General features: G+C 51.8%; 17 protein-coding genes. 2 read left to right on the top strand and 15 right to left on the bottom strand.

Annotation, left to right across the window (positions count from 1 at the left end; genetic code table 11):
* The first annotated feature begins 76 nt into the window (after positions 1-76).
* Complete coding sequence (locus tag SD10_RS04220) at positions 77-2,143, top strand: alpha-L-fucosidase (protein WP_052731067.1); 2,067 nt, start codon at positions 77-79, stop codon at positions 2,141-2,143.
* Positions 2,144-2,307: 164 nt separating this feature from the next.
* Positions 2,308-4,860: a carboxylesterase family protein gene (locus tag SD10_RS04225; RefSeq protein ID WP_052731068.1), complete on the top strand. Its 2,553-nt coding sequence runs from the start codon at positions 2,308-2,310 to the stop codon at positions 4,858-4,860.
* Positions 4,861-5,037: 177 nt separating this feature from the next.
* Here SD10_RS04225 and SD10_RS04230 read toward each other — a convergent pair whose 3' ends face one another.
* The 15 genes from SD10_RS04230 to SD10_RS04300 all read right to left on the bottom strand — a co-directional run bounded on the left by SD10_RS04230 (position 5,038) and on the right by SD10_RS04300 (position 25,159).
* Positions 5,038-5,961 carry an SMP-30/gluconolactonase/LRE family protein gene (locus SD10_RS04230; RefSeq protein ID WP_082111512.1) on the bottom strand — a complete coding sequence of 308 codons (924 nt, stop codon included), beginning with the start codon at positions 5,959-5,961 and terminating at the stop codon, positions 5,038-5,040.
* A 75-nt stretch (positions 5,962-6,036) separates the two neighbouring features.
* A complete protein-coding gene (locus SD10_RS04235; RefSeq protein WP_046375826.1) occupies positions 6,037-7,320 on the bottom strand; it encodes an amidohydrolase/deacetylase family metallohydrolase in 1,284 nt (427 codons plus the stop codon).
* Between the two features lie 130 nt (positions 7,321-7,450).
* Positions 7,451-8,131, bottom strand: a complete 681-nt coding sequence (locus SD10_RS04240) for a hypothetical protein (protein WP_052731069.1) — start codon at positions 8,129-8,131, stop codon at positions 7,451-7,453.
* A gap of 302 nt (positions 8,132-8,433) precedes the next feature.
* Positions 8,434-8,910: a RidA family protein gene (locus SD10_RS04245; RefSeq protein WP_046375827.1), complete on the bottom strand. Its 477-nt coding sequence runs from the start codon at positions 8,908-8,910 to the stop codon at positions 8,434-8,436.
* 22 nt (positions 8,911-8,932) lie between these two features.
* Entirely contained in the window at positions 8,933-10,726 is a 1,794-nt protein-coding gene (locus tag SD10_RS04250; protein ID WP_046375828.1) for a PQQ-dependent sugar dehydrogenase, read from the bottom strand.
* Positions 10,727-10,859: 133 nt separating this feature from the next.
* Positions 10,860-12,101 carry an amidohydrolase/deacetylase family metallohydrolase gene (locus SD10_RS04255; protein ID WP_046375829.1) on the bottom strand — a complete coding sequence of 414 codons (1,242 nt, stop codon included), beginning with the start codon at positions 12,099-12,101 and terminating at the stop codon, positions 10,860-10,862.
* Between the two features lie 103 nt (positions 12,102-12,204).
* Positions 12,205-13,428, bottom strand: a complete 1,224-nt coding sequence (locus SD10_RS04260) for an aminotransferase class V-fold PLP-dependent enzyme (RefSeq protein WP_046579041.1) — start codon at positions 13,426-13,428, stop codon at positions 12,205-12,207.
* Between the two features lie 32 nt (positions 13,429-13,460).
* Entirely contained in the window at positions 13,461-14,177 is a 717-nt protein-coding gene (locus SD10_RS04265; protein WP_052731332.1) for a carbohydrate-binding family 9-like protein, read from the bottom strand.
* Between the two features lie 215 nt (positions 14,178-14,392).
* A complete protein-coding gene (locus SD10_RS04270) occupies positions 14,393-14,839 on the bottom strand; it encodes a RidA family protein (protein WP_046375830.1) in 447 nt (148 codons plus the stop codon).
* A 183-nt stretch (positions 14,840-15,022) separates the two neighbouring features.
* On the bottom strand, positions 15,023-16,585 hold the full coding sequence (locus SD10_RS04275; protein WP_046375831.1) for a SusD/RagB family nutrient-binding outer membrane lipoprotein: 1,563 nt from the start codon (positions 16,583-16,585) through the stop codon (positions 15,023-15,025).
* A gap of 17 nt (positions 16,586-16,602) precedes the next feature.
* Entirely contained in the window at positions 16,603-20,034 is a 3,432-nt protein-coding gene (locus SD10_RS04280; RefSeq protein WP_046375832.1) for a SusC/RagA family TonB-linked outer membrane protein, read from the bottom strand.
* A 207-nt stretch (positions 20,035-20,241) separates the two neighbouring features.
* On the bottom strand, positions 20,242-21,369 hold the full coding sequence (locus SD10_RS04285) for a FecR family protein (RefSeq protein ID WP_046375833.1): 1,128 nt from the start codon (positions 21,367-21,369) through the stop codon (positions 20,242-20,244).
* Between the two features lie 244 nt (positions 21,370-21,613).
* Entirely contained in the window at positions 21,614-22,693 is a 1,080-nt protein-coding gene (locus SD10_RS04290; protein ID WP_046375834.1) for a dipeptidase, read from the bottom strand.
* Positions 22,694-22,845: 152 nt separating this feature from the next.
* Positions 22,846-23,850 (bottom strand): 3-hydroxyacyl-CoA dehydrogenase family protein, encoded by a 1,005-nt coding sequence (locus tag SD10_RS04295; RefSeq protein ID WP_046375835.1) that lies wholly within the window; start codon positions 23,848-23,850, stop codon positions 22,846-22,848.
* Between the two features lie 13 nt (positions 23,851-23,863).
* The gene (locus tag SD10_RS04300; RefSeq protein ID WP_046375836.1) at positions 23,864-25,159 is read right to left on the bottom strand and encodes an MFS transporter; all 1,296 of its coding nucleotides are present in this window, start codon (positions 25,157-25,159) and stop codon (positions 23,864-23,866) included.
* Between the last annotated feature and the right edge of the window lie 150 nt (positions 25,160-25,309).

Raw genomic sequence — 25,309 nt, forward strand, 5'->3', positions numbered from 1 at the left:
TACTTGCTCCCGTAAAAATAGGTCTTTTTGACCACGCCTTGCTGCAAAAGTTCTGAATGCTTCTCTTATAGCGTCTATGCGTTTTTTTACTCTTTTCATCGTCCTTATTAACTTGTCGTGGCTGGCTGTTGCCCAAACGCCGGCGCCCTTTGGTGCTGTTCCATCGCCCCGGCAGTTGCAGTGGCATAAAATGAAGTACTACGCCTTCGTCCACTTCAACATGAACACGTTCACCAATGAAGAGTGGGGACACGGCACCGAAACCGCGAATATGTTCAACCCCAGCCAGCTCGATTGTCGGCAGTGGGCGAAAGTAGCCAAAGATGCGGGCATGGAAGGAATTATTATTACGGCTAAACACCACGACGGTTTCTGCCTGTGGCCGTCGAAATTTACCGAACACTCGGTCAAAAACAGTACGTGGCGCGATGGAAAAGGCGACGTCCTGAAAGACCTGTCGGCAGCCTGCAAAGAGTACGGACTAAAATTCGGGATTTATTTGTCGCCCTGGGATCGGAACCACCCCGCCTACGGTACACCCGAATACAATGACATCTTTAAAAATACGCTCAAAGAAGTCCTGACGCAGTACGGCGACGTGTATGAAGTATGGTTCGACGGTGCCAACGGTGAAGGACCTAATGGTAAAAAACAGGTGTACGACTGGCCGGGCTTCATCGCGACGGTACGCCAGTACCAGCCCAACGCTGTTATTTTTAGCGATGCCGGTCCCGATATTCGATGGGTGGGTAATGAAGATGGGTACGCGGGAGAAACCAACTGGAGTACGCTTAACCGCGATAAGGTGTATCCGGCCTATCCGAACTACTGGGAGTTAACCTTGGGCCACGAAGATGGCACACACTGGGTGCCTACCGAAGTCAATTGCTCGATTCGGCCCGGCTGGTATTACCATGCCAGTGAGGATAACAAAGTAAAATCGCTGGAACACCTCGTCGACATTTATTACAGTTCCATTGGTCGGAATGGCAACTGGCTGCTCAACCTGCCCGTCGATCGGCGGGGGCTGGTTCATGAAAACGACGTGGCCCGGCTCATGGCGTTGAAAGCCTATACCGATAAGGCGTCGGTCAATCTGGCTGGCGGGAAGGCGATTACGGCCAGTAGTGTCTTTCGCAAAACCCCGGCCTACGCGGCTACGAACATTCTCGACAAAAGCCGCGATACGTATTGGGCAGCCGCTGACGGCGCAAAGCAAGCCACGCTCGCTATTGATCTGGGCAAACCCACGACGCTTAACCGGTTACTTATCGAAGAATATATTGCCCTGGGTCAGCGCGTAAAAAAGTTTTCGGTAGCGGCCTGGCAGGCTGGAAAATACCAGACCATCGCGCAGGGAACCACCATTGGCAATCGACGTATTCTGCGGTTTCAGACCATAACGACCAGCAAAATCCGGGTGAGCTTTGAAGAGGCAAAAGCCAGTCCGCTCATTCGGTTGATCGAGATGTATAACGCGCCCGAACTCATTGTTACACCCGTAATCAGCCGGAGTAAAGATGGCTTGGTAACCATTGCCTGTCCCCGCACCACCGACCCCATTATTACCTATACCACCGACGGGTCGGAACCGACAGCCAGTAGTCTTCGCTTCGGTGAGCCGTTTGCCCTAATGCAGGGCGGAACCGTCAAAGCCCGGGCGTTTATCGACAACATGAAAAAAGCCAGCAGCCCCGTTTCGGCTGAATTCGATATTAGTGCTGCCAAATGGACGGTTGTGTCAGCGGGTGGTTCGACAGCCAGTAAGAGTGCCGACCGGCTGATCGATGGAAATGTCAATACATTCTGGCAACAGCGCAAGACCGGTAACGAGCCAGCCTCGGTCATTCTGGATTTGGGCGAGACGCTGCCCCTGCGTGGGTTCACTTACCTGCCTCGGCAGGACGGTAAAAAGGAGGGAATCGTCTATCGGTATGTGGCATCGGTGAGTCAGGACGGTAAAACCTGGTCGGCTCCTGTCAGCCAGGGCACCTTCAGCAACATTAACAATAACCCGGTTATACAGTCGGTCCGATTCGATCAGGTGCAGTCGGGGCGTTACCTGAAATTCGACGCGCTCGAAACCACGGCGGGTAACGACGCCACCGTTTCTATTGCTGAATTAGGGGTGCTAACGCACTAATAGTCAGATGCCAAGCGGGGAAATGTTTTTAAGCACGGAGGCACGGAGAGCACAGAGGTTCAGTGAATAGGACTTACGCAACCTTGTCTAACTCTGTGCTCTCCGTGCCTCCGTGGTTAAAAACCTTATTGCCTCAATACTAACTTTTCTCTTATACCTCAAACATGCTGAAATCAATTACCTGCCTGGCCATCGCATTGATTCCGATGGGGTACGCCGGGGCGCAGACCACCCCAAAGGCCGCTGATTCGAAACCATATGCTTTTACAAAAGGATTGGTTGCCTTAACCGGCAGCCGCTACGGACGGGAAGCCATTTATACCGATCCGCTGGCTTACCAACTGTACAGCGGGACGCTCAAACAACCCACAGAAGGAGCCGTTTTCGGTACTGATGAGCAGGGGGGCGGTATTAAATGGATGGCGGTAACGGCTGATAGCCTGAATCGGCTCCGGCTTCGGGGCGGATTCAGGGGCAATGGCGGGGCCCCCGCAGGCCCTGGCGTAGTGGCCGGTAGTTTGCGGGGTGGTATTGGTGGGGGCGGGGGCTATACCTACCTCACATACCCATCAACGCGTGACCAGATCGCGTTGCTGACTATAAAAGGCAACAGCAACGTCTACGTAAACGGCGAGCTTCACATGGGCGATGCCTATAGCATGGGATATCTGCACATTCCTGTCAAACTCAAAAGAGGGCTAAATGAGTTTTACGTGCGGGGCGTCATGATCACGGCGAACCTGTCATTTCCAGACAAACCCGCCCTGTTATCGACCGATGATCCAACGCTACCCAGCATCCGGTTAGGCGAATCGAATGCATCCCTTCAAGGGGCTATCGTTGTGATTAACACATCGACAACATCCTTATCGGGTTTGCAGCTAACCAGTAAATTATCGGGGAAAACCCTGACCACAGCCGTTCCCGTCGTTCCGGCTTTGTCGAGCCGAAAAGTGGCATTTATGTTCGATGGGAGCGGCATCAGCACAAAAGGTACGCAATCCTGTGAACTGACCCTTACGCAGAAAGGAAAGTCACTCGATGCGGGTACCGTTTCGATAGAGGCCGTTCCGGCTGGCGCATCGTATAGCCAGACGTTCGTTAGCCAGATTGATGGGAGTTTGCAATATTATGCCGTAACTCCTCAGTCGTCGGCAGGCACGGCTCCCTCGGCCTTGTTTTTGTCGGTACACGGGGCAGGCGTGGAGGCAAGTGGTCAGGCGAGGGCCTATAAAGCCAAAGACTGGGGAAATCTGGTGGCGGCTACCAATCGTCGGCCGCGCGGTTTCAACTGGGAAGACTGGGGCCGCATCGACGCGCTGGAGGTGTTAGCCATCGCCAAAAATCGTTTCAAACCCGACCCACAGCATGTGTATCTGACCGGCCACTCGATGGGTGGGCACGGCACCTGGTTCCTGGGCGCAACGTATCCCGACAAGTGGGCGGCTATTGCGCCCTGCGCGGGGTACCCGACTTTGAAAGAGTACGGTTCTGCCGATGGAGTGATTCCAACTACCAGCAATGATCCACTCGAACAAATGCTGCTACGGGCTGGAAATCAGAGCGATGTACTAAAACTGACCAGCAACTACAAACCACTGGGAATTTATGTTTTGCATGGTGATGCCGACCGGACTGTACCCGTGACCTACGCCCGACAGATGCGGAAGATCCTTGGCGAGTCGCAGCCCGACATGAGCTATTACGAATACCCCGGTGGCAGCCACTGGTTTGGCGATGAGAGCGTGGACTGGAAACCGTTGTTCGACTTTTTCAAATGGCACAAGATTGCCGTCGATTCTACGGTGAACGACATTGATTTCACAACGGCTAATCCGGGTATTTCGTCGACCTATCGCTGGGCGTCCATTGAACAGCAAATGAAGCCATTGCTCTATAGCCGGATGCAACTCAACCGCAACGGAAAAGCCATTACAGGGACCACCACGAATGTGTCTCTTTTGAAACTGGCGCTGAACGAGTTTGCCGCCAAAACGCCACTAACCCTCACGCTGGACGGCACGCCGGCCATCGCCTACACGACGATAAGTGCTCAGGATACACTATTCCTTCGCCGGGAAAACGGGCAGTGGCAGCCGACGCAGCGACCCGATGCCGCTCAGAAAGGGCCGCATCGTAACGGTACGTTTAAAGAGGCTTTCAACAACCGAATGGTCTTCGTTTATGGCACCAGGGGCACCAAAGAGGAAAATGACCTGAACCTGCAGAAAGCCCGTTTCGATGCCGAAACTTGGTATTATCGCGGAAATGGTGCCATCGACATCGTGGCCGATACCGATTATTCTTTGCCAACGTATGCTGGTCGGGGCGTAGTCCTGTTTGGAAACGCCACTAATAATGCCGCCTGGAAACAGCTGCTGGCCGATTGCCCGATCCAACTGGAGCGCAATCGTGTGCGGGCGGGCGATCAGCAGTGGCAGGGCGATGACCTGGCTGCTTATTTCGTCTGGCCCATTAAAGGTTCTGCCACCACGTCGGTGGCGGTCATTGGCGGAACGGGCGTAAAAGGCATGCGGGCAGCTTTAGCCAACCAGTATTTTGCCGGAGCCAGTGGTTTCCCGGACTTTATGATTTTCGGACTCGACATGGTCAGGACGGGTAGCAAGGGTGTCCGAATGGCGGGGTTCTTTGATAACAACTGGAAATTGACACCGGAGCAATACAGTGTTAATAGCCAGAAAAGTGGACGTGAATAAGCCTCTCTTATTAACAAGTTATTTTAACCGGATGGTATTCCGTGGGGACATGTCCTATTCCGTGGTCCGTGTCCTCACGGATCACACATCCGGTAGGTAAAGCTGACTGGCGCGAATGTGGTCCGTGAGGACACGGACCACGGAATACCAGCCTGTTAAATAAGAAATATAATCTTATTATTTCTGGCGCATGGCCCACTCCTGGCCGGGGGCATCGACGCGGAAGGTTTCGAGGTTTCCCTGATCCTGTAAGGTGACATAGGCCGTTCGGCCATCTTTGCCGCCGAACGCAATGTTGGTCGGTTTTTTGCCAATTAGCTGAATCTCCTGAAGAACCTTGCCCGCTGGCGATAGTTTAACCACGGTGCCCTTCCCATAGCGGACAATGTATAGGTTTCCCTTCGTGTCGCACCGCATACCGTCCATGCCGAAATCGGGGAACTCGATGAGCAGTCGCTTGTTGCTGACCTGCCCGCCGGCCGACAAATCATACGCCCATACTTTTCGTTGCACTGACTCATTGACGTACAGGCTTTTATTGTCCGGGCTGACGTCGATGCCGTTGGTAGTTCCCATGTTGGCCTCCAGCAGAGTCACCTTGCCGTCGGTATCAATACGCCAGATATTACCGGTATTGTCTTTCCAGTTTGGGTCGCTGGCATACAGTCGGTCTTTGCTGTCGATAGCAATATCATTCGGCTGATTCATGCGCGGCTCATTGGCGAAAACACTGAGTTTTTTGGTGCCCATCACCACTTTCAGAATGTTGTGTTTCGGGTAATCGGCAATGAACATATCGCCCCGTTTGCTAAACCGAATTCCGTTGCCGATGCTTCCGTCTGGTAGCTCAACGAAGACGCTCGCCTTGCCATCGGGCGTTATCTGCCCAATGGTACCCTGCTTGCCAAAATTCACTGCGTATACCATGCCGGCCTTGTCGACGGCCGGGCCTTCCACTCCGGACGTAAAGCCGTTGGCCGGGGTAAAAATGCTTGATTTCACTACGTCGTCAACGATTGGCAGAAGAGTAGTTGCCGATACGGAAACGAGTCCGGCACCCGCCAGGGCCAGGCTGACAAAACGGTTTATTGGGATGAACATAACGTATGCGTAAGGGTATAAAACGGGCCAGAAATAATCCGGAATGGCAAAAGTAAGGAAAGATGGGCTTGTGTACTACGAGCGCGGTTGCTGCGTCACCACCACGGGGTTGGCGATACCGTTGAGGTCATACACGATTTTTCCTTTGCGGATGGTCATTTCACATTCCAGCTTTTGCTTGCCTTCAATTTTATGGCCGGTATAGTCGAAAAAGCCGAAATAGCCGGTATCCCGTACCTCAAATTTGCCTTCGTGCAGCTTTAAAATCGCCACATCGGCTACTGAGCCGACCGATAAGTGACCCAACTCGGGACGTCTGATCGCCTGGGCCGGACTCCAGGTGCTGGCCTTGATCACACTCTGGAGATTCATGCCCATCGCCATAAACTTCGACATCACATTGAGCATGTCTTTCATCGCGTTGTTCATGCTTCCGGTATGAATATCCGTGCTGATGGTGTTGGGATAAAAACCGCTTTTGATAGCCGGAATGGCCTGCGAAAACGCAAAGCTGATGCCCCCGTAACCTACATCGAAGATGATTCCTTTTTTCTGGGCTTCCCACACAAACGGCTTTACTTTATTGGTCGTTACGTCCAGAATAGGCTCGCGGGTTTTCAACTGGCCGAAGCAATGGGTAAAAATATCGCCGGGGCGCAGGTGTTTCATGAACAACTCTTCGATGGACAGCGTGGGTGTGCTGCCGCCAAAGTCGATCATAACCGGTACGTTGGCCAGCTTCCCGGCCTCAACAGCACGGTTGGTGGGTGTCCAGTCGTAGCCGTTAAAATGGGCTAATTTGACACCCACAACGAACTCCGGGTATTTTTTGGCCATATCCGCCGTTTGCTGAGCGTCCATGTCATCGATGTTCTGTTCAAATTTGCCTCCCCGCATACCGCTGCCAACAATGTTGAGCAGGGACAACACCCGTGTCTGCGATAAGTCGATGGTTTGTTTTTTGAACGTCTCGAAATCGCGCCAGCCCGAGCAGCCCGCATCCACAATGGTCGTAACGCCGTTGCGAAACGTAAAGGCATCGGGAGGCAAGGCATTGGGGCCGTTACTGTACGTCTGGTCGAGGTTCGTACCGAAAAAGACGTGCGTATGCATGTCGATCAGGCCGGGCGTCACATACAATCCCTTTGCATCGACCACCTGAATGGCTCCCTTGGGATCAATGGATTTGGCAACCTGGGCAATTTTTCCATCGGTAATGGCGATGTCCATAATGCCGTCGATGTTGTTTTTCGGGTCGATCACATGCCCGCCTTTGATAACGACATTGTACGGTTGGGCCATGGCCAGTTGGCTCAACGCGCAGCAAAGGGAGAATAGGAGTAGGGTGATTTTTTTCATGGTTGAGGGGATTTTCATTCCTCCTTTGTCGGAATGACAAAAAAGCTACGCTAAACAGCCGCTTTGGTTAGTTCTTCTTTAATGCGTTTGGCTACGATTTTTTCCTGTCCGGGCTTGAGCATCCAGACCGTTACGCCGATGTTGCTGGGGCCGCTGCCGCCCACTTCAATGGAAGGGTCGCCTTTACGCAGGGCTTCCTGTATCTCTTTGCTGAAGTCGGAATGTTGTGCTTCTTGCCCAGCGCTACCCATTCTTCGTGCATGATCTTGCCTTTATCAGCTTCGATGTGCAGGAAGTGCATGGGGGCCGTTTTTTTGTTGATGGCTTTCTCCACATCGGCGGCCGTTTCGACCACCACGATTTTGCAGCCTGTGTTGGTCAGCGCATGGTTATACACGATGTCGTGGGCTTTCTGGCAGATCACTTCGGTTTTCAGGCCGGTACCTTCCAGGTGGGGAAGCAGCTCCACTTTTTTCTGGTCCATGCCGGTCAGAATGCCCGCCAGGCCGAGGGTCATTCCCGAGAACGCGCCCGACGTAACAACGGCCGCTTCGGAGTGAACCATCTGGGCGATTTTTGCGCCTACTTTATCCTGAATTTCATCCAGCACTTCGTCGTGCATCAGCGAGCCGGTCATGTAGATGAGCGTACCGGCCGCATTGATATACGTACGGATGCCAAATTCCTTGAATAAATCGCGCTTGGGAGCCGCCACCGGGGTTGCTTCCCACGATAGAGGAAGACCGCCAGCCAGACCACCTAAAATGGGGACGCTCGATAGGCGTCTGATGAGTTTTCGTCTGCTTAACATGGAGGAGAAGAACGGTTAAGAGTTTGCTGTGGTGTTGGTTTCTTAAAACCGACATAATTGCTGACGCGAACTGTCGGTTTTGAGAAACCAACACCACACCTGTATCCTCGGTCTGTGTCCTCACAGACCGCCTTACCGGATAGCCAATCGGGCCGACTCACCAGCGGTCTGTGTCCTCACAGACCAGGGATATGTGGCGGTTCTTCTATGTGGTGTCGAGTCCTCAGACCCGACACCGATTGCTGACACGAGCCTGTCGGTTTCTCAAAACCGACACCACGGGCAATACCACCATACCACACCTAGATATAGGCAATGCAATCCATTTCAACCAGCGAATCGCCCGGTACACCGCCATAAACGGCGACCGTCGTCCGCACGGGTGGCTTGCTGCCAAATCGGCCTTTGTAGACCTCATTCATGCCTTTGTAGTCGTTCAGATCATGAAGGAATACACTTACTTTCAGGACCTTCTCCATCGACGAACCCGCTTTGATCAGTTCTTTCTCCAACTCCTTGAGCACTTCGTCGGTATGTACCTTAATGTCGCCCTCTTTGTGGTAGCCTTTGCCCGCTACGAAAACCAGATTGCCCAGCTTGGTTGAACCAGAGAAGAGCGGCACATCATCCTGCGTAACCACGTTAAAGACTTCTTTTTGGGCAGCGGGTTCGGCCGTTGAGTTGGTTGCAGTCATTGCTTTGCTGGCAGTGCTCAGCCCGACGATACCGGTTACAGAAGCGAAAAGGCGTTTAAGAATAGAACGGCGTTGTGTTTCCATGAGAAAATAAACGGATTGGTTGTTATCGTTTGGTTTTTGTTTTGCGTTTGGGGGCAGGGGCAGCTTCTTTATCGATAGCGACTCTAACTTCATTGACTTCCCCGGCGGTAATGGCATCGGCTGTGTTACCGAAGTTCTGCCGAATGTGCGTCAGCACTTCAGCCAGGTCTTCATCTTTCAGGAAGCTGTGCTGGGGCATGGCATTGTTGTACGATTGCCCTTTGACCTCAATGGGGCCTTCCAGTCCTTTGAGCAGCACCGTAATCAGTTTCTTTTTGTCGCCCGTTACCCACTCCGAACCAGCCAGGGGCGGGAATCGCTGCGAATCGCCCAGGCCGTTGCGCTGGTGGCAGGCCGAACAGTAAACGCCGTACACTTTGCCTCCGGCAACGGGTTTATCCCGGTCCAGATTATCGGTGATAATATCTGGATCGCGGATGTTCGACATCTTCTTACGGGCTTCCATCTGAGCCAGCTGGGCCGCCCCGAAAGTCTGCTTATTGCCTTTGTAAGTAACCCGCCAGATTTTCCCTTTCTCGGTTTCGGCAATGTACAACGAGCCGTCAGGCCCCATGGCAATGCCCATCGGCCGGTAAGCAGCATCGCTCACGTTCACAATGGGATCGACACCCGCAAAGCCATCGGCAAAGACCTCCCAATCAGTCGATAACGTGTTGGCTTTAGCCGGTACAAACCCAATGAAGTAACCTGCCTGCGGATACGGAGCGCGGTTTGTTGAGCCATGAAAGGCAATAAAGGCCCCGTTTTTATATCGTTCGGGGAAGCCATTTTTGGCGGCTGTACCTTGGTAAAACAGAATATCGTTAGGCGCCCAGTGGGCCGGAAAGCCGATCAACGGCTTTTCGTAGTCTCCACAACGGCCAACCGTTTTGCCGTCGCCACCGTATTCAGGGTTGAGCAGCTTTTTACCCTGTGCCTGATCGTAATAACAGTAAGGCCAGCCCCCATTCATCCCGTCTTTCACCTGAAAAAGCTCTTCGGCGGGGAACACGGCACTTTGCCAGGGGGTGTATTTCTCGGCCCACAGCATCAGAAAATCATCGCGGCCGTGTTGGAGCGCATACAAACTATTGTTGACCGGGTTCCAGTCCATACCAACCACAGACCGCAAACCGGTGGCATACCGATAGCCATCTTTCTGCGTCTGCCCGTTCTTGTTGGCATCGAATCGCCAGATGCCGCCATGATCTTCTAGCATCGGGCAGGGGTCAATACCCGCCATGTTGGGTGTCCGGTTTTTGGGTTGGCATCCGTTGGAAGCCGCCCCGAAGGCCACGTAGATATGCCCTTCGTTGTCGAAGGTGACGGGCTTGGCAATGTGTTCGTGCATGCCATGCTTGTGATCGTCGGTCAGGATCGTCTCCATAGGGCTGCTGGGAACCAGTTCGCCGGGCTTCAGTCGATAGCGAAAGACGTTCAGCTCCGAACTGAAATACAGATAGCCATTATAAATGCGCATGGCAGTCCCATAAGCCCGCTCGCGGCCCAGACCACCGAACGTCTTGATAATGTCGGCGCGGCCATCCCCGTTGGTATCCCGAAGCGCGATGACGGATTCGTTTTCGTTGCGGACAAACCGGGCTTTCACGTAAATGTCTCCGTTTTCGTTAACGGCCAAATGCCGGGCCCGGCCGGGCAGACTATCCACAACCACAGTTGCTTCAAAGCCTTCGGGTAGAAACAGGCCACCATTCTCATCCGTTTGAACGGGAAGCCCATTCTGGGTCGTTCGCTGCGTAAATCCGACAAAAGCTAGTAAGGCGAGAATGAGGCCTTTGATGTAAAATTTTGTCATCGGTTAGGGAAAGGGTTTTGTTTTTGTCATTCCGACGAAGGAGGAATCTTAAAATATCCTCTTACCGAAGATTCCTCCTTCGTCGGAATGACAAAAACACGCTTTGGTACAAGGTAAAGATTTGATTTATAACCTATTGTGTATTCGCAATGCCAATGCCGTTCAGGTCATACACGATCTTGCCGCCTTTGATGGTCATCTCGCATTCGAACTTCTGTTGGGCCATCATCTTATAACCGGCTCTATCGTAGAAGCCAAACGTGCCCTTCCGCATAGAAAAAATAGCGACATCGGCAATCGCCCCAACCGATAAATGACCCAGATTTTCGCGTTTAATGACCTGAGCGGGCGTCCAGGTACTGGCTTTTATGACACTCGGAATGGCCTCACCCATGGCCACGAATTTGGACATGATGCTGAGCATGTCTTTCATTGAGCCGTTCATGCTGCCGGTATGTAGATCGGTGCTGATCGTTGTCGGGTAAAATTTGGCTTTTATGGCCGGAATTGCCTGTGAGTAGTTGAAACTGGCTCCCCCGTAGCCTACATCGAAGACGATCCCTTTCTTACGGGCTTCCCATACAAATGGCTTCACCGTTTTGGTCGCTTCATCCACAATCGTTTCGCGAACATTTCCTTCCAGAAACGTATAGGCGTGGGTGAAAATGTCGCCGGGACGCAGGTGCTTCATGAACAACTCACTCAGGGGAAGGGGCGGGGTGTTGCCGCCGAAGTCAACCATTACGGGCATATCGGCCAGCTTGCCGGCCGCTACGGCATGATCGACGGGTGCCCAGCTTGGCCCCTGAAAATGCGCTACCTTGAAACCGACCACATCGTTTTTGTTTTCGAGGGCTACTTTGGCGGCCATCGTTGGGTCCATATCGGTGGTGTCCTGCTCAAAAACGCCCCCACGCATACCTGCCCCCACAATGTTCATGAACGAGAGAACACGCGTTTTGGAGGTGAAGATGATGTTCTTCTTGAATGTCTCGAACGACTTCCAGCCCGCCCCGCCCGCATCGACAATGGTTGTAACGCCCACTCTGAACGTAAATCCGTCGGGGGAAACGGCCACGAGTCCGTTGCTCAGGTAGTGATTGGGTTCGGTGCCGTAGAACACATGCCCATGAATGTCGATCAGGCCGGGTGTGACATACATACCTTTGGCATCGACAACCTGCTTGGCCTGTTTAGCGTCTATCGTTTTGGCGACCTGAACCACTTTGCCGTCCGTGATGGCGACGTCCATCACCGCATCGATGTTATTTTTCGGGTCGATCAAATGGCCCCCTTTAATAACAAGGCTGTACGGCTGCGCCCAGGCCGAACCAGTGAAAAGGAAAAGGAGTAGGAATAAGTGTCTGGTTTTCATGGTTTAGGGTATTGGTCTTTTGTCATTCCGACGATAGGAGGAATCTTAAAGTTAGCTATTGGTAAAGTCTAAGATTCCTCCTATCGTCGGAATGACAAAAACGCTAGACAGCGGCTTTAGTCAGTTCTTCTTTCAGTCGGGCGGCCACGATTTTATCCTGACCGGGTTTAAGCATCCAGGTGGTCATGCTGATGCCGTTCGGTTCACCAACGACTTCGATGGATGGGTTGCCATTGCGCAGATTTTCCTGCAGGGATTTGGTGGTCAGGTTTATTTTTCCGGTTTCCCACAGTACCCGCATAGACGGCGTGTGATTGCCTAAGGCAGGCGCATAAGTTTCGACCGTTACGCCCTTGATGCCTTTTACGGCACCGGCGATAACGGCTACCCGATCTTCCAGCATTTTCCACTCTTTCTGGTGATCCTGCGCCACGAATTTGTCGAGGGCGACATACATGCCCAGAATCTCTTCTTTGTTGACTTTCATGCCCCGGCCAATGGTGGAGCCACGAGGTGGCATGCTGAGCCGGGCGGCTGCGATGTATTGTTTTTTGCCCATCAGGATGCCCGCGCTTTGTGGACCACGCATGGCTTTTCCGCCCGATACACAGACCAGATCGAAACCCATGTCATTGAATTTCCAGAGGTTTTCGACGGGTGGTACGTCGGCCGCAATATCAATCATGGTAGGGATATTGTGTTTCTTTCCCAGGGCTACCCATTCCTGATGCTGAACCTGCCCCTTGTCGGACTGGATGTTCAGAAACCACAGGAGAGCCGTTTTACTGTTGATGGCTTTTTCAGCTTCTTCCAGCGTTTCTACCTGAATAATTTTGCAGCCTGTATTAGTGAGCGCATGCGAGTAGCCGATGTTGTGGGCTTTTTGGGCGATCACTTCCGACTTCATATCAGTGCCTTCCAGATGGGGGAGTAGCTCCACTTTCTTCTGGTCCATGCCGGTGAGCACACCGGCCAGCCCCAGGGTCATGGCTGAGAAACAGCCCGCCGTTACGACCGCCGATTCAGCATGTGTGAGGGCGGCAATTTTCTCGCCGACTTTCGTTTGTACATCATCGAGCATGACAAATTCCTTCGACGATGCCTGAATTGTTTCGACCACATCATCTTCCATCAACGAGCCCGTCATGGCGGTGTAAGTCCCAGCGGCATTGATGAACGTCCGCAGACCAAGCTCTTTCAATACATTTCGGGAGGCCGCTTTTGCCGGGGCCGCCAGGGCCGATTGTAAAGGGGCGATACCACCGAAAAGGCCGCCCACTAAGGGCAGGGTCGACAGGTTTTTGATAAGATTTCTTCTGGAGAGCATGTTGAATTGGGGTTGAGGGCGAAGCGCCTTTATTACTCAAAAATGAATGTTCCGTATTTTTTAAATTCGTGGAAACTGCCACTTGTTTTTTGCCACGACCAGGTGGCGTAACTATGGTCGTAATCGATCCGGTAGAGGTTTCCCCGCCACTGGGTGCCTGCGGTTGGGGGTGTCTGCACAAGGGGTCTTAGTAGGCGGTAGGGAATAAAAATTTCGCCTGTCCACCCGCTCACCGTTGCCTTGCTCACTTTGTTTCCCCCCTGCACGCTGGTTGCGTGTTGTACTTTCGACTTGCCTTCATAATGCCAGGGCTTCCAGCCATTGAAGTCGCCATTGATGTTTGGGACCAGGATGGCTAATTCATAATTCAGGGGAGAAAGCTCATATTCAAAGTAGATGGGCACCGATTGGTCGGGCCAGAGAAACACCTCGATGACATCTTCCTTGAACAGCGCCCCGTAATCCTCCCGAATGGTTGCCGTTAGTTTCTCATCGTCATTCTGAAACAGGAAATAAACACCGGTGGTGGAGTACAGAAGTTTAACCTTCGTTGAGTACGGTTTACCCGCTGATTCCTGAGGGGTGATCCGTACCCAATCGGTTTTGGTCCAGTTCGCGTTGTCGCCGTTTCCATTGACCTGAAAGTCGTCCGTTTTCCGGACGACGAGTTTCGTAGAATCGCTTTTCTGAGCATAGGTCGCCGAACAGATTCCCAGAAACACCACACAGGCCAATAGGATACGATTCATGTTGACGTTGACTAAACTTTCGTCTTGATAAAAATCAGCGTGTTTTTCTGTCATTCCGACCTTAGGAGGAATCTTAAAGTTTTCTATTGGTAGGATTTAAGATTCCTCCTAAGGTCGGAATGACAGAAAAACACTTTGTTTGGGTTTGATTTGAAAAGTTTAAACGGGCTCATTATGAATGTACCAAACAGCCAGGGGCTATTTGGTACATTTATTTACACATAAGCAATGCAATCAATTTCGACCAGCGAATTGCCAGGCACACCCGCGTGTGTCGACACCGTTGTGCGAACGGGCGGCTTGTTGCCAAACCGGCCTTTATACACTTCGTTCATCGCCTTGTAATCCTTCAGGTCGTGCAGCAGCACATTCACTTTCAGGACTTTGTCCATAGAAGAGCCTGCTTTAATCAACTCCTTCTCAATCTCTTTGAGCACATGATCCGTATGCGCCTTAATGTCGCCCTCGAAGTGAGCTCCCGCTCCGGACACAAAGATCATATTGCCTAGCCTGGTCGACCCCGAATAGAGGGGTACGTCCGTACTGGGTACCTCCATTTGTGGTTTGCCTTCGGCGAATGCGTTGGTAAACGAGTCTGCTCCGGCTGCGCTGGTTAAGGTGGCAAGCAGGCGTTTTAAAATGGATCGGCGGGGTGCTTTCATAGGAAGGTTAAAGAAGGAAAAGGAGAATTTGAGCGGACTTACTCTTTAAGAAACTTAATGATTGTCAGTTAATTAAAAAATATTAACAGGAATGCCCAAAAATGAACGAATTCACATCCATATACTGGTTATACCGTCAGCCTGTTGCTTTAGGCTGACGGTATAACCAGCAGAGTCGAGTTGCTACTTGTCCCACCAAACGACGCTGGAAAGGGTGTTGCTACCGCCTTGCCGAGTCCGTGCGTCGATGAAATTGGTCTTGTTATACGTCTCTTCCGAATCTGGAATCACAAAGCGGGTCGGTATTTTTCCGCCGGTCAGGTTTCCCGGATAGTTGGTTGGGGTAAGCGCCGGATACCCAGTCCGTCGCCAGTTTGAGAATATCTCGTATTCATCTTCCAGGAAAAGAGAAACCCATTTCTGTGTCTGGATCTGCTCCATTTGCTGGGCTACGGTGCCGCTGGCTTTATAGGGATTGGCCGCCAGATACGCGTTGATCCGGGCTTCAGAAATAGTGCCGCCTGTTCCAAACAGCGCCCATTGCCGTATACCGGCGCGTACGGCATTGGCGTAGGCTGTAGCTGCCGTCGTTCCGCTTGCCCATCCGCGCACGGCGGCTTCGGCCAACAGCAGATTCGTTTCCGCATTGCCGAATACAATCAAAGGAGCGCTGTATTTTAGCAACGTGTTTGGATTAGGCTCAGAAAATGAATTGAAATTAGCGGGCAGGTTATTATAGGCTGCGTTCGGCATGCCGCTTTGTAAGGCCGTTGTGGTGTCGGCGGTAAACGTTTTACCATCGGTCGTGGTCCACACAATGGAGATCACGTTCAGGCGCGGATCTTTGGTGTTCTTTAAATAGTCGATAAACGTTTTGGCATACTTACCGCCTTCTACGTTATCGCCACCGGGTGTTACGTAATCGGTGCTTATCAAGCCATTGGCAATGAAGTTACGGCTGGCGGTTTGTGAACCATCGACATAGGCAATTATTGCCCGGTCGGCATCGTCCAGAATAACCCCACCCGCTATGGCTTTCTCAACCCAGGTTTTCGCCAGTGCAGGGTCTACTTCGGTCAGGCGCATGCCCAGCCGGAGCATCAGTGAATACGCAAATTTCTTCCACTTGGTAACGTCTCCGCCGTACATCAGGTCTGCCGTGCCAAAGGTAGCTTTGGTGGCATCAAAAGCCGCAATCGATTCGTCGAGCTCTTTCAGCATGTCCGCGTAAATAGCCTGCTGGGTATCGTATTTGGGGCTGTAGTTTTTATCAGACAGTGCCTTGCCAGCGTCGAAGTACGGAATGTCGCCATACATATCCGTCAGACGGTGGAACATGTACGCTTTCCAGATTCGGGCCGCCGACAGTTTGTTCACGTCCAGTGGGCTGGTCGAAACGGCGTCGATGACCTGACGAATGGAAATCACCGCGCCCTGCCCGGCTGTCGTACCCGCATAAGCCGACCAGTTGCCGGTCGAATAGGTGTAATTAAAGTATTTGTCACCCGCTGCCGGTACTTCTTTGTAGGTAGCGAACTGCTGCATCGACTGGCCGATGGTCAGGTAAGCGGCCCCGGTAAAGTTGGTGCTTACACCGTCTAGCTGAGCTCTGGTAAACAGGTAGCCAGGTACCACTTCAGAATATTTATTGGGGTCCACGTTCATCTCCTCGAATCCCTTGTCGCAGGCAGACAGGAGCAGAAGCAACGGAGCTATGTACCCTATTTTTCGGATTAGATTCTTCATCGTCGGAAAGTTTTTTGTTAGAATTTCACCATTAAGTTTACCCCAAGACTTCTGGTTCTAGGTACGCCGAATGCTTCCAGACCTTGTGCATTGGTGCTGGTATAGCCCGACTCCGGATCGAAATACTGATTCTTTTTGTCCTTGTACAGAATGGCCAGGTTACGGGCCACAAACGAAATTGTGGCGGATTGTACCTTCAGGAAAGGCAGCTTGCTGACGGGTAGATTATAGCTCAAAATGACCTGACGCAGCTTCACAAAGTCATTGTTGAACATAAACATGGCCGTGTAATTTTTGTCGTTGTCATAATAGGTATCGACGTCTTCCTTAGCCCATGTTTTGGTATAGGGTGCTCCTTCGGGGGTGACGCCTGTTACCGTAATACCCGTTTCACGACCCGGAAGCGTTTCCTGCGGCAAACCAAACCGGTAGGCATACTGGTACAGGTTGGAATAAACGATGCTGCCGAACTTGCCGTCGACCAGGATATTCAGCGAGAAGTTTTTGTACCGGAAATTGTTGGTGATGCCCATGGTGAGGGGAGGAGTTCCCTGACCAATCTCCTGTAGATCACCCCGAACGGCGTACCCGCTGGCCGTATTGAAAATGACGTTACCATTCGCATCGGTCTTCTTCTGGTAACCCCAAACCGTACCGTATGGCCTGTCCACTACGTTCCGTACCAGGCCACCGCCAACCCCCTGACCAACGTCAATACCAGTTATGCCATCGGCAAGCCGTTCGATTTTGCTTTTGTTATAGGCCATGTTGTAGCTAACATCCCAGGTGAAAGGACCTTTGCTAACGGGTGTTCCGGTCAGGAGTAACTCAACGCCTTTGTTGCTCAGCACGCCCACGTTCAACAGCGCCGAGGTGTAGCCCGACGAGAGAGCGATGTTGGAGGTTACGATATCGTCCGTTGTTTTCCGGTTGTAGAGCGTCAGATCAATACCCAGCCGATTATTCAGGAATTTAGCTTCAAAACCGCCTTCGTAGGTGGTCGACGTCAGTGGTTTCAGGTCGGGGTTTGGCACCTGCGACGAAGACAATACCTGTACGGGACGACCATTATGGCCACCCTGCTGCATGGAGTAGTACTGATAAATCTGGTACGCATTTACCGTTGCGCCACCGACCTGCGCCCAGGAGGCCCGCAACTTGGCAAAGCTGATGGCTTTCGGTAAGCGAAGGGCATCCGATAAAATCAACGATCCCCCAACCGATGGGTAGAAGATACTGTTGCTCTTCGGGTTCAAGACTGAAAACCAATCCTGCCGACCGGAAAGCGTCAGATAGGCCACATTTTTATACCCCAAATCGGCCGAAGCGAACACCGAATTGATGGCGCTTTTCAGGTACGTTGGAGTAGTCGTCGAGGTAGCCAGATTGGTGTAGCTGTAGAAATACGGCACCGTAAATTCGTTACCCGCAATGACGGTCTGGTCGAAAATGCTCCGTTGGGCGTTAAGACCCGCCATGGCCGAAAAGCTTACATTGTTAAAATTGGTATTGTAATTAAGCGTCAGCATGCCATTGGTTTCTGAGGAGGTCGTTTTGCGGCCTTCGTAGGAACCCAGTGGCTGATAAGCATTATTGGTTGGCTGTACATACTCCGACGAGAAACTGTAGAAGTCCTGGCTTACGCTACCTTTCAGAAATAAGTTATGGAGGATGTCATAACGGATACTTCCCTGGCTGATAAACCGGTGTTTCGTGTCATTATTTTTGAACTTGTTAATGACGAAATACGGGTTTGGTGCGGCAGGTACCGGATTCCACTCCATTTCTTTGCCCGTAACGGGATCATAACCGGGTGCCAGGCTGCGAATGTCGACCACGTTGGCAATGAGGTAGGTAGCCCAGTGTGGGTTAAAGTCGGCATACCCAACTTTGGGGCGGTTCGTCCCTTCTTCCACGTTGTACTGAAAAACGGTTTCAACGCTCAGTTTTTTACCCAGAAACGCATTCATGCTGAGATTTGCAATACGTCGGGCAAATGAAGAATTCGGGACGATGCTGTTCGACTGCGTATTGTTCAGCCCCAACCGAAAATTCATTGTTTCGCTGCCACCCGTGAACGCCACCGAGTTGATGTAGTTGCTGCCGGTGCGGTAGAAGTTCTTCAGGTTGTCTTTCTGGGGTGAATACGGGTGCAATTGGCCGTCGACCTGAATGGTGGGCTGCCCATCCATGCGGGCACCGTATGAAAGGCGTCCCGTACTTTTTGCCTCCGTAACAGTGGTTGGTTTTTTGCCATCCACACCCTGGCCGTATTCATACTGCCAGTTCGGAATGACGGCGATGTCCTCGAAGGTCGTATTGCTGTTTACCTCTATACCGATTCCTTTTTGGGAGCGTCCTTTCTTGGTGGTGATCAGAATGACACCGTTGGAAGCACGGGCGCCGTACAGGGCCGCAGCTGGTCCTCCTTTCAGGACACTGATCGATTCGATATCGTCCGGGTTGATGCCGCCAATGCCATCTCCGCGGTCAACGTTCATACCGTTCCCATCGGCAGCCGTACCACCAGGCGTGCTGTTATCCATCGGCATCCCGTTGATCACGTACAGCGGCTGATTATTTCCGTTCAGGGAGCCATTACCCCGGATAATGATGCGGCTCGACCCACCAGGGCCGGTGGCCATACCCGTCGCGTTTACCCCGGCAATTTTACCGGTCAGGGCATTGGCCACGTTGTTTTCACGCGCCTGCGTCAATTCACCCCCTTTTACTTCGGTGACAGCGTAGGCAAGTGCTTTTTTCTCCCTGGCAATACCAAAGGCCGTTACGACAACTTCTCCAAGGGTGCTGGCTTCAGGCGTCAGGCTTACCGTCAGTTCACTTTGATTGCCAACCGTAACTTCCTGTCGTTTGTACCCTACAAAACTGAAGACTAAGATAGCCGGGGTCTGATCGGGAATATCAATGGAAAACGTACCATCGGCCAGGGTCGTCGTGCCCCGTTGCGCTTCTTTCAAGACGACACTTACACCGGGCAAGGCAGCCCCTTTTTCGTCGGAAACAAGTCCCGTTATTCGTCGTTTTGGCGCTTCCTGTTTCGTTGCCGATGGGCCATCGGGCTGTAACTCCTGCCGTTTTAGAATGATACGTTCCTGAAAAACCTCGTAGGAAACCTGATAAGGAGCAAGTACTTTGTTAAGTACGTCGGAAAGCAGTTCGTTCTGAAATTTGTAATTGAGTTTGCGTTCAGCCCCGAAGATTTGCGGGTTATACAAAAATTTGATGTGAGTGACTACCTCTAGTTTATCCAGTACCTTCTCTACGTCGGCGTTGGACAGTTGAATGGTAACTTTTTGCTCAAGGACCTTTTGTCCATTTACCTCGAAGGCATGGGCTAGGGTCACGAAAGCGACAGAAAGGAAGGCCTGGTAAAATCCAATGCGCATGATTTTCTGTAATGTCTTTTGACAAAGTACTCGTTTTGACATAGTTTTGGCTTTTGTCGGGTGAAAAATTCGGCACAATAATGTCCCAATCCGCATTTTTTGCGGAGTCGTAATGAGCTTTACAGGAGGGGCGTTTTTTAAGTCGGAGATGTTAGCGCATCTTCGACTTTCTTGTTGACTGGGTCGGGTGATCGTTGACCATAGGCATTTTGATGTTTAGATTAGGTTATTTGTTAAGGTGCTTACGGGTTATTGACAGCCGTTGCTGGCGATCATAATGGTGCCATCCACTTGTTTATAGCTGGCGTTGATGGTGTGGCAGATGAGGTCTAGTTTTTCGAACAGCGGTTCGTCGGCAAAGGAAGCCGTCAGGTAGCAGGCTTGCATTACCTCCCTGTCAAAAACGATGTCTATACCATACGACTGCTCAAGCGTGGCAAATACATCGGTAATTGGCGTTCGCTTGAAAACGATCGTTTGCTTTTGAGTAGCCTGCTCAAGAAGAGCCGGTTTTTCTACTAAGCTCTTGATTAACTGCGGTTTTTCCGGCGAAAAGACAATTTGCTGGTTGGGTGTCAGCACAATGCCGTCCAGCTTATACGATTCCGTCTGGTTGCTGGTGGGCAGTTGTTTCTGGGCATATACGGCCACCCGACCTGTTTGAACCGCAACTTTCATCTGCCTGGCCCCTTCGAACGCCTGCACGGTAAAACTGGTGCCTAATACTTTCGTTACCAGCCCATTAGCGTACACATAAAACGGCTTTGACGGATTTTTCATCACCTCAAAGAACCCCTTCCCTGACAGGTAAATTTCCCGTTTATTGCCGGTAAACTGCTCTGCATAACTCACCCGGCTTTTGGGATAGAGCATGATCGTACTTCGGTCCGGTAAGGTCACCAGTTGAGGAGCAGTGGTCGTATTGCTGACTTCTGAGAGGGGCTCTGTTGCCTGAGCCACCAGATCGGTATAAGTTACCCCTCCTTTGTTGGTCGCTGGGCGGAGCAGATACCAGCCAAATAAACCCAAAACAACCAGAATGCTGGCCGCCATACCATAGCGGATGGGCGCGAACTGGAACCATTTTATGGGTATAACGGAAGTCGCCGGATTATCGAGCGAATGCCGCAGCCGATTTACCTCATCCTGAATTTCCCGATCCGAAATGGGTAAGCGTTCTATGAATTGCTGGCCGTATGTAGTATGTAGCGAAAGGAGCAGCGCAGCCGCTTTATCGACGAGTTCGGCTTTGTCGGGATGTTGCCCCAGCCATTCCTGCCAGAAAGCAGTAGCCGCCGGGTCATTTTCTAATTGCCAACGCTGGAAAGACGAATCGAGAGCTAATTCTTCAGGTGCTAAATCCCGGTACTCCTGCATACGGTATTTGTGAATTTGGAGGAAAGATGCAGGAGTGAGCGGTCAATACTCTCTTTATCGAAATTTTATTTTAAATTTTTTAAATAAACGGTAGAATAAGGTTTAGTGTGCCAAGCGTAAAAGGGCCAATGAGCCCTTGATTCCGAGGGCCGTGTCCTCTCGGCTCTCTTGAGATCGGAGGAGTTTTTGGGCTGACGCCAGAAAGGGCCGTGGGGACACGGCCCTTGAAAGCACTGGAGGCTTGCTATTTCCACGCATTGCGCAGAAAGCGAAGCCAGTTTTTGTGGAAAATATTCTCGATGTCTTCTAAAGAATAGCCTCGTTTGGCCAATAAGCCCGTCAGGTTTTGCAAATCGGCGATGGTGTCCAGGTCGCTGGGAGATTGTTCGATGCCGTAGGTGCCATCGAGGTCGCTGCCGATCGCAATATGCTGGCTGTTGCCGGTGAGCTGGCAGATGTGGTCGTAATGGTCGATGATCGTTTCCAGGCTAATGCCGAAGCTGGCCGGGTTACTAACCCGCTGGGTAAAACCGGGTTTCATCATCCAGGCGTCGAAGCAACCACCAATGACACCCCCGCGCTCGGTTAACTGCCGGATTTGATCGTCGGTCAATTGCCGTTGGTGCGGCACCAGCGCCCGGCAATTGTGGTGGCTAGCCCAGACGGGTCCTTTGTACAGAGAAAGTGCTTCGGTAAAGCCCTCGTCGGTCAGGTGAGTAGCATCCAGGATAATACCCAGCCGATCCATTTCCCTGACCAGTTCGCGGCCCTGGGGAGTTAATGGACCACTCAGGCCAGTACCCGGTGCATACCGGCCGGTGCTGTAATGCGCCGGACCCAGCGCCCGTAAGCCATACGCATAGGCCTTTTCCAGGTAAGACAGGTTAACCAGCGAGTCGGCGCCTTCCAGACTAAGAATGTAGCCAACCGGCTTATTGTCAGAAGGAATTGTCTCATCGAGCCAAAGCGTAAGGTGGCTTTCGAGGCTGGCCCGATCCCGAATCTGGACCATCTCCCCGGCATCGACCATGGTTTCGTACCAGGCCCGCTGCGCCTGCGTCATGGCCCAGGCCTGCTCCGGTGAGTTCCAGCCTGCACCGGGCAAGTTGCCGTTACTCTGATTAAATCGGGCAATTTGCGTGGCTACGACCAGGCCAATATGTCCCCGACGGAGATCGGGCAGAGAAACCGTCCCTTTCGCCCGGTCAATTTTATCGGTCATATCGGCTTCCTGTTGCCGAATTTGATGGGCCGTCATCCGGTAGTCACGGTTCCATTCGATGGCGTTCAGCGCCATGTCGAGGTGGGCATCAATAATGAACATGGTATGCTGAAATTGGTTGTTGACTTGTGTGGATTGTGTTGACAGTTTCTTAAAACTGCCATATTGGATGTAAATGAGGTTTTAAGAAACCTCGGTGGTCGGATTTGAGAATCCAGCCCCACGTTAATACCAGGACCGTAGTAAAAAAGTACTTACTTAGGTGAGTTCTCATCCTTCTGAGCTAATTTCTTTTTCACCACATCAGCGGGATATTTCAGCGCCAGTCGGCGGATGTCGTAGCTGAACTCCTCGTACGTTTCCTTCCAGAGCTGGGCTTCTTCGGGTGTATAGTCGTAAAAGCCTTGTGCGTTCAGAACGCCTTTGCCGCCTGCCTTCACAATGTCGTCGATCAGTTTGGGAACTTCGGTCTGGTTGCTCAGCGTCGGCCATAAGTCTTTCATAACCGTGTGGTAAGCGGGTACACCTGTCAGGTCCATCCACCGAAAAACGCCTACCAGCGTCATCCAATAACCCGTATTGTTGCGGCAGGCCCGGTCCACATCCTCTACGGTAGCATAGCCATTTTCGACCAGGTTGAAAGCCTCCCGATACATGGCGTACATCAGGCGATTGGCGATAAACCCGCGAATATCTTTACGGACCAGGGTCGGTTCTTTATCCCACAAATGGGCTAATTCGTAGAGCCATTCGGCGGTTTGGGTATTGCTTAGATCACCACAAATGATTTCCAGAAAACGAGTCGTATGAGACGGTTCTGTCCAGTGCAGGCCCAGAAAGCGTTCGGGCAAACGGATTTGTCGCTGGAGAAGGCTAATCGGGATAGCGGAGGTGTTGCTCGTGATGACAGCATCATCGGCCACAACGGCTTCAATCCGGTCATAAACCGATTTCTTGATCGCTATGTCTTCCAGCGTACACTCCAGCACTAGTTTACAGTCTTTTAGAAGGCTATAATCCTCCGTAATCGTAAGCTGCTGAAGATACACGTCCGGACTGTCTGTGATCAGTCCTTCCTGCTGGGCTTTTACCAGATGTTCCCGGATGCGCGGCTCAGCTGTTTCCATATCGACTGGCAGCGGAGCTACGGCCACTACCGGATGCCCCGACAGCAGCAGGCAGGTGGTGATGCTGCAACCCATTAGGCCCAGCCCGACTACGCCCACGGGAATAGATGCCGGCTTAAGTGGCTCGTTCATATTGATTTATCAATTACATGAGTTGACTGATATCGACTGATTTCGGCTTACGGGTAAGCAAATGAATAATGGTCCAGGCCAGCAGATAGGTACAGCCGCAAATCGTAAACAGCAGATTATAGCCGCCTGACAGATTCCCGGCTGCTTTGTACGAGTCGAGCAAACTACCCACCAGCATGGGAAAGAAAATTCCGCCCACAGCCCCGGCCATGCCTGCTATACCAACGGCCGAACTGACAGCTTGTTTCGGAAATAGATCCGACGCCATGGTAAACACGTTGGTTGCCCAGGCCTGATGAGCGGCTACGGCCAGACTAATCAGGCCAACTGCTGCCCACACATCCGTTGCAAATTGAGCAAGTATAATGGATAATTCTAAACCGGCAAACACAATAAGGACGGTTTTTCGGGCTTTCAGTGTCGGCCACCCGTGCTTGATCAGCCAGGAGGATAAGTAGCCGCCACCCACGCTGCCCACGGTCGTCGCGGTATAAATGAGCATCAGTTCGAGGCTCGGCTTTTTCAAATCCAGCTTGAAGGTGGATGAGAAATAGGAGGGAAGCCAGAACAGGAAAAACCAGTAAATCGGGTCAATCAGTCCTTTGCCGGTGATGAGTGCCCAGGTTTGTGGGAGGGTGAACAGCTTGACCCAATTTATCGCAATTTTATTGCCGCTTTCGGCCTCCTGACCGCTGGTGATGTACGTATATTCGGTTGCTGACAGTCGTTTCTGTTTAGCCGGAATATCATAAAACACGAGCCAGAAGATTAGCCAGACAAACCCCAGTGCCCCTGTAATCCAGAACACTTCCTGCCAACCGTAATGAGTCAGAATCCAGGGGACAATAAGTAATGCAACGACCACGCCAACGCTGGTGCCTGCGTTAAATAGCCCCGTGGCCAGCGCCCGTTCTTTGGTGGGAAACCACTCGGCTACGGTTTTGACAGCGGCCGGGTAATTGCCTGCTTCGCCCAACCCTAATCCCACTCTGGCCAGCCCAAACCCGAATACACTTCTGGCCAGGGCATGAAGCATACCCGCCACGCTCCACCAGACAATGGTGACCGCGTACCCAATACGGGTGCCGACCTTGTCGATAAACCAGCCAAAGGCGAGTAACCCAACAGCATACGCAGCCGAAAACGCGGTGACGATCCGGGAAAAATTAGTTTCGGTCCAGGAAAATTCAACTTCCAGAATAGGTTTCAACAAGCCTATTATCTGGCGGTCGAGGTAATTGATGGTGGTAGCCGAAAATAACAAAATGACGATGATCCACCGGTAATACGTGGGTTGGGAATTAGTCACAACAGGTAGGGTTTAGCGTATAATTTTTTCAACCACAGAGGCACGGATAACACGGAGCTTTAATGGGAATAAAATCAGGCAATCAAACTCTGTGTTCTCCGTGCCGCTGTGGTTGAAATCTTTTTAAGTCTGAGGGTTTTTAGTAAACCG

Source organism: Spirosoma radiotolerans, from assembly GCF_000974425.1.
In the GTDB taxonomy this organism is placed as follows: domain Bacteria; phylum Bacteroidota; class Bacteroidia; order Cytophagales; family Spirosomataceae; genus Spirosoma; species Spirosoma radiotolerans.

Excerpts from the sequence above, each read along its gene's own strand:
- SD10_RS04220 (WP_052731067.1), top strand. The coding sequence starts at position 77 with ATGCGTTTTTTTACTCTTTTCATCGTCCTTATTAACTTGTCGTGGCTG.
- SD10_RS04225 (WP_052731068.1), top strand. The coding sequence starts at position 2,308 with ATGCTGAAATCAATTACCTGCCTGGCCATCGCATTGATTCCGATGGGG.
- SD10_RS04230 (WP_082111512.1), bottom strand. The coding sequence starts at position 5,961 with ATGTTCATCCCAATAAACCGTTTTGTCAGCCTGGCCCTGGCGGGTGCC.
- SD10_RS04235 (WP_046375826.1), bottom strand. The coding sequence starts at position 7,320 with ATGAAAAAAATCACCCTACTCCTATTCTCCCTTTGCTGCGCGTTGAGC.
- SD10_RS04240 (WP_052731069.1), bottom strand. The coding sequence starts at position 8,131 with ATGTTAAGCAGACGAAAACTCATCAGACGCCTATCGAGCGTCCCCATT.
- SD10_RS04245 (WP_046375827.1), bottom strand. The coding sequence starts at position 8,910 with ATGGAAACACAACGCCGTTCTATTCTTAAACGCCTTTTCGCTTCTGTA.
- SD10_RS04250 (WP_046375828.1), bottom strand. The coding sequence starts at position 10,726 with ATGACAAAATTTTACATCAAAGGCCTCATTCTCGCCTTACTAGCTTTT.
- SD10_RS04255 (WP_046375829.1), bottom strand. The coding sequence starts at position 12,101 with ATGAAAACCAGACACTTATTCCTACTCCTTTTCCTTTTCACTGGTTCG.
- SD10_RS04260 (WP_046579041.1), bottom strand. The coding sequence starts at position 13,428 with ATGCTCTCCAGAAGAAATCTTATCAAAAACCTGTCGACCCTGCCCTTA.
- SD10_RS04265 (WP_052731332.1), bottom strand. The coding sequence starts at position 14,177 with ATGAATCGTATCCTATTGGCCTGTGTGGTGTTTCTGGGAATCTGTTCG.
- SD10_RS04270 (WP_046375830.1), bottom strand. The coding sequence starts at position 14,839 with ATGAAAGCACCCCGCCGATCCATTTTAAAACGCCTGCTTGCCACCTTA.
- SD10_RS04275 (WP_046375831.1), bottom strand. The coding sequence starts at position 16,585 with ATGAAGAATCTAATCCGAAAAATAGGGTACATAGCTCCGTTGCTTCTG.
- SD10_RS04280 (WP_046375832.1), bottom strand. The coding sequence starts at position 20,034 with ATGTCAAAACGAGTACTTTGTCAAAAGACATTACAGAAAATCATGCGC.
- SD10_RS04285 (WP_046375833.1), bottom strand. The coding sequence starts at position 21,369 with ATGCAGGAGTACCGGGATTTAGCACCTGAAGAATTAGCTCTCGATTCG.
- SD10_RS04290 (WP_046375834.1), bottom strand. The coding sequence starts at position 22,693 with ATGTTCATTATTGATGCCCACCTCGACATGGCGCTGAACGCCATCGAA.
- SD10_RS04295 (WP_046375835.1), bottom strand. The coding sequence starts at position 23,850 with ATGAACGAGCCACTTAAGCCGGCATCTATTCCCGTGGGCGTAGTCGGG.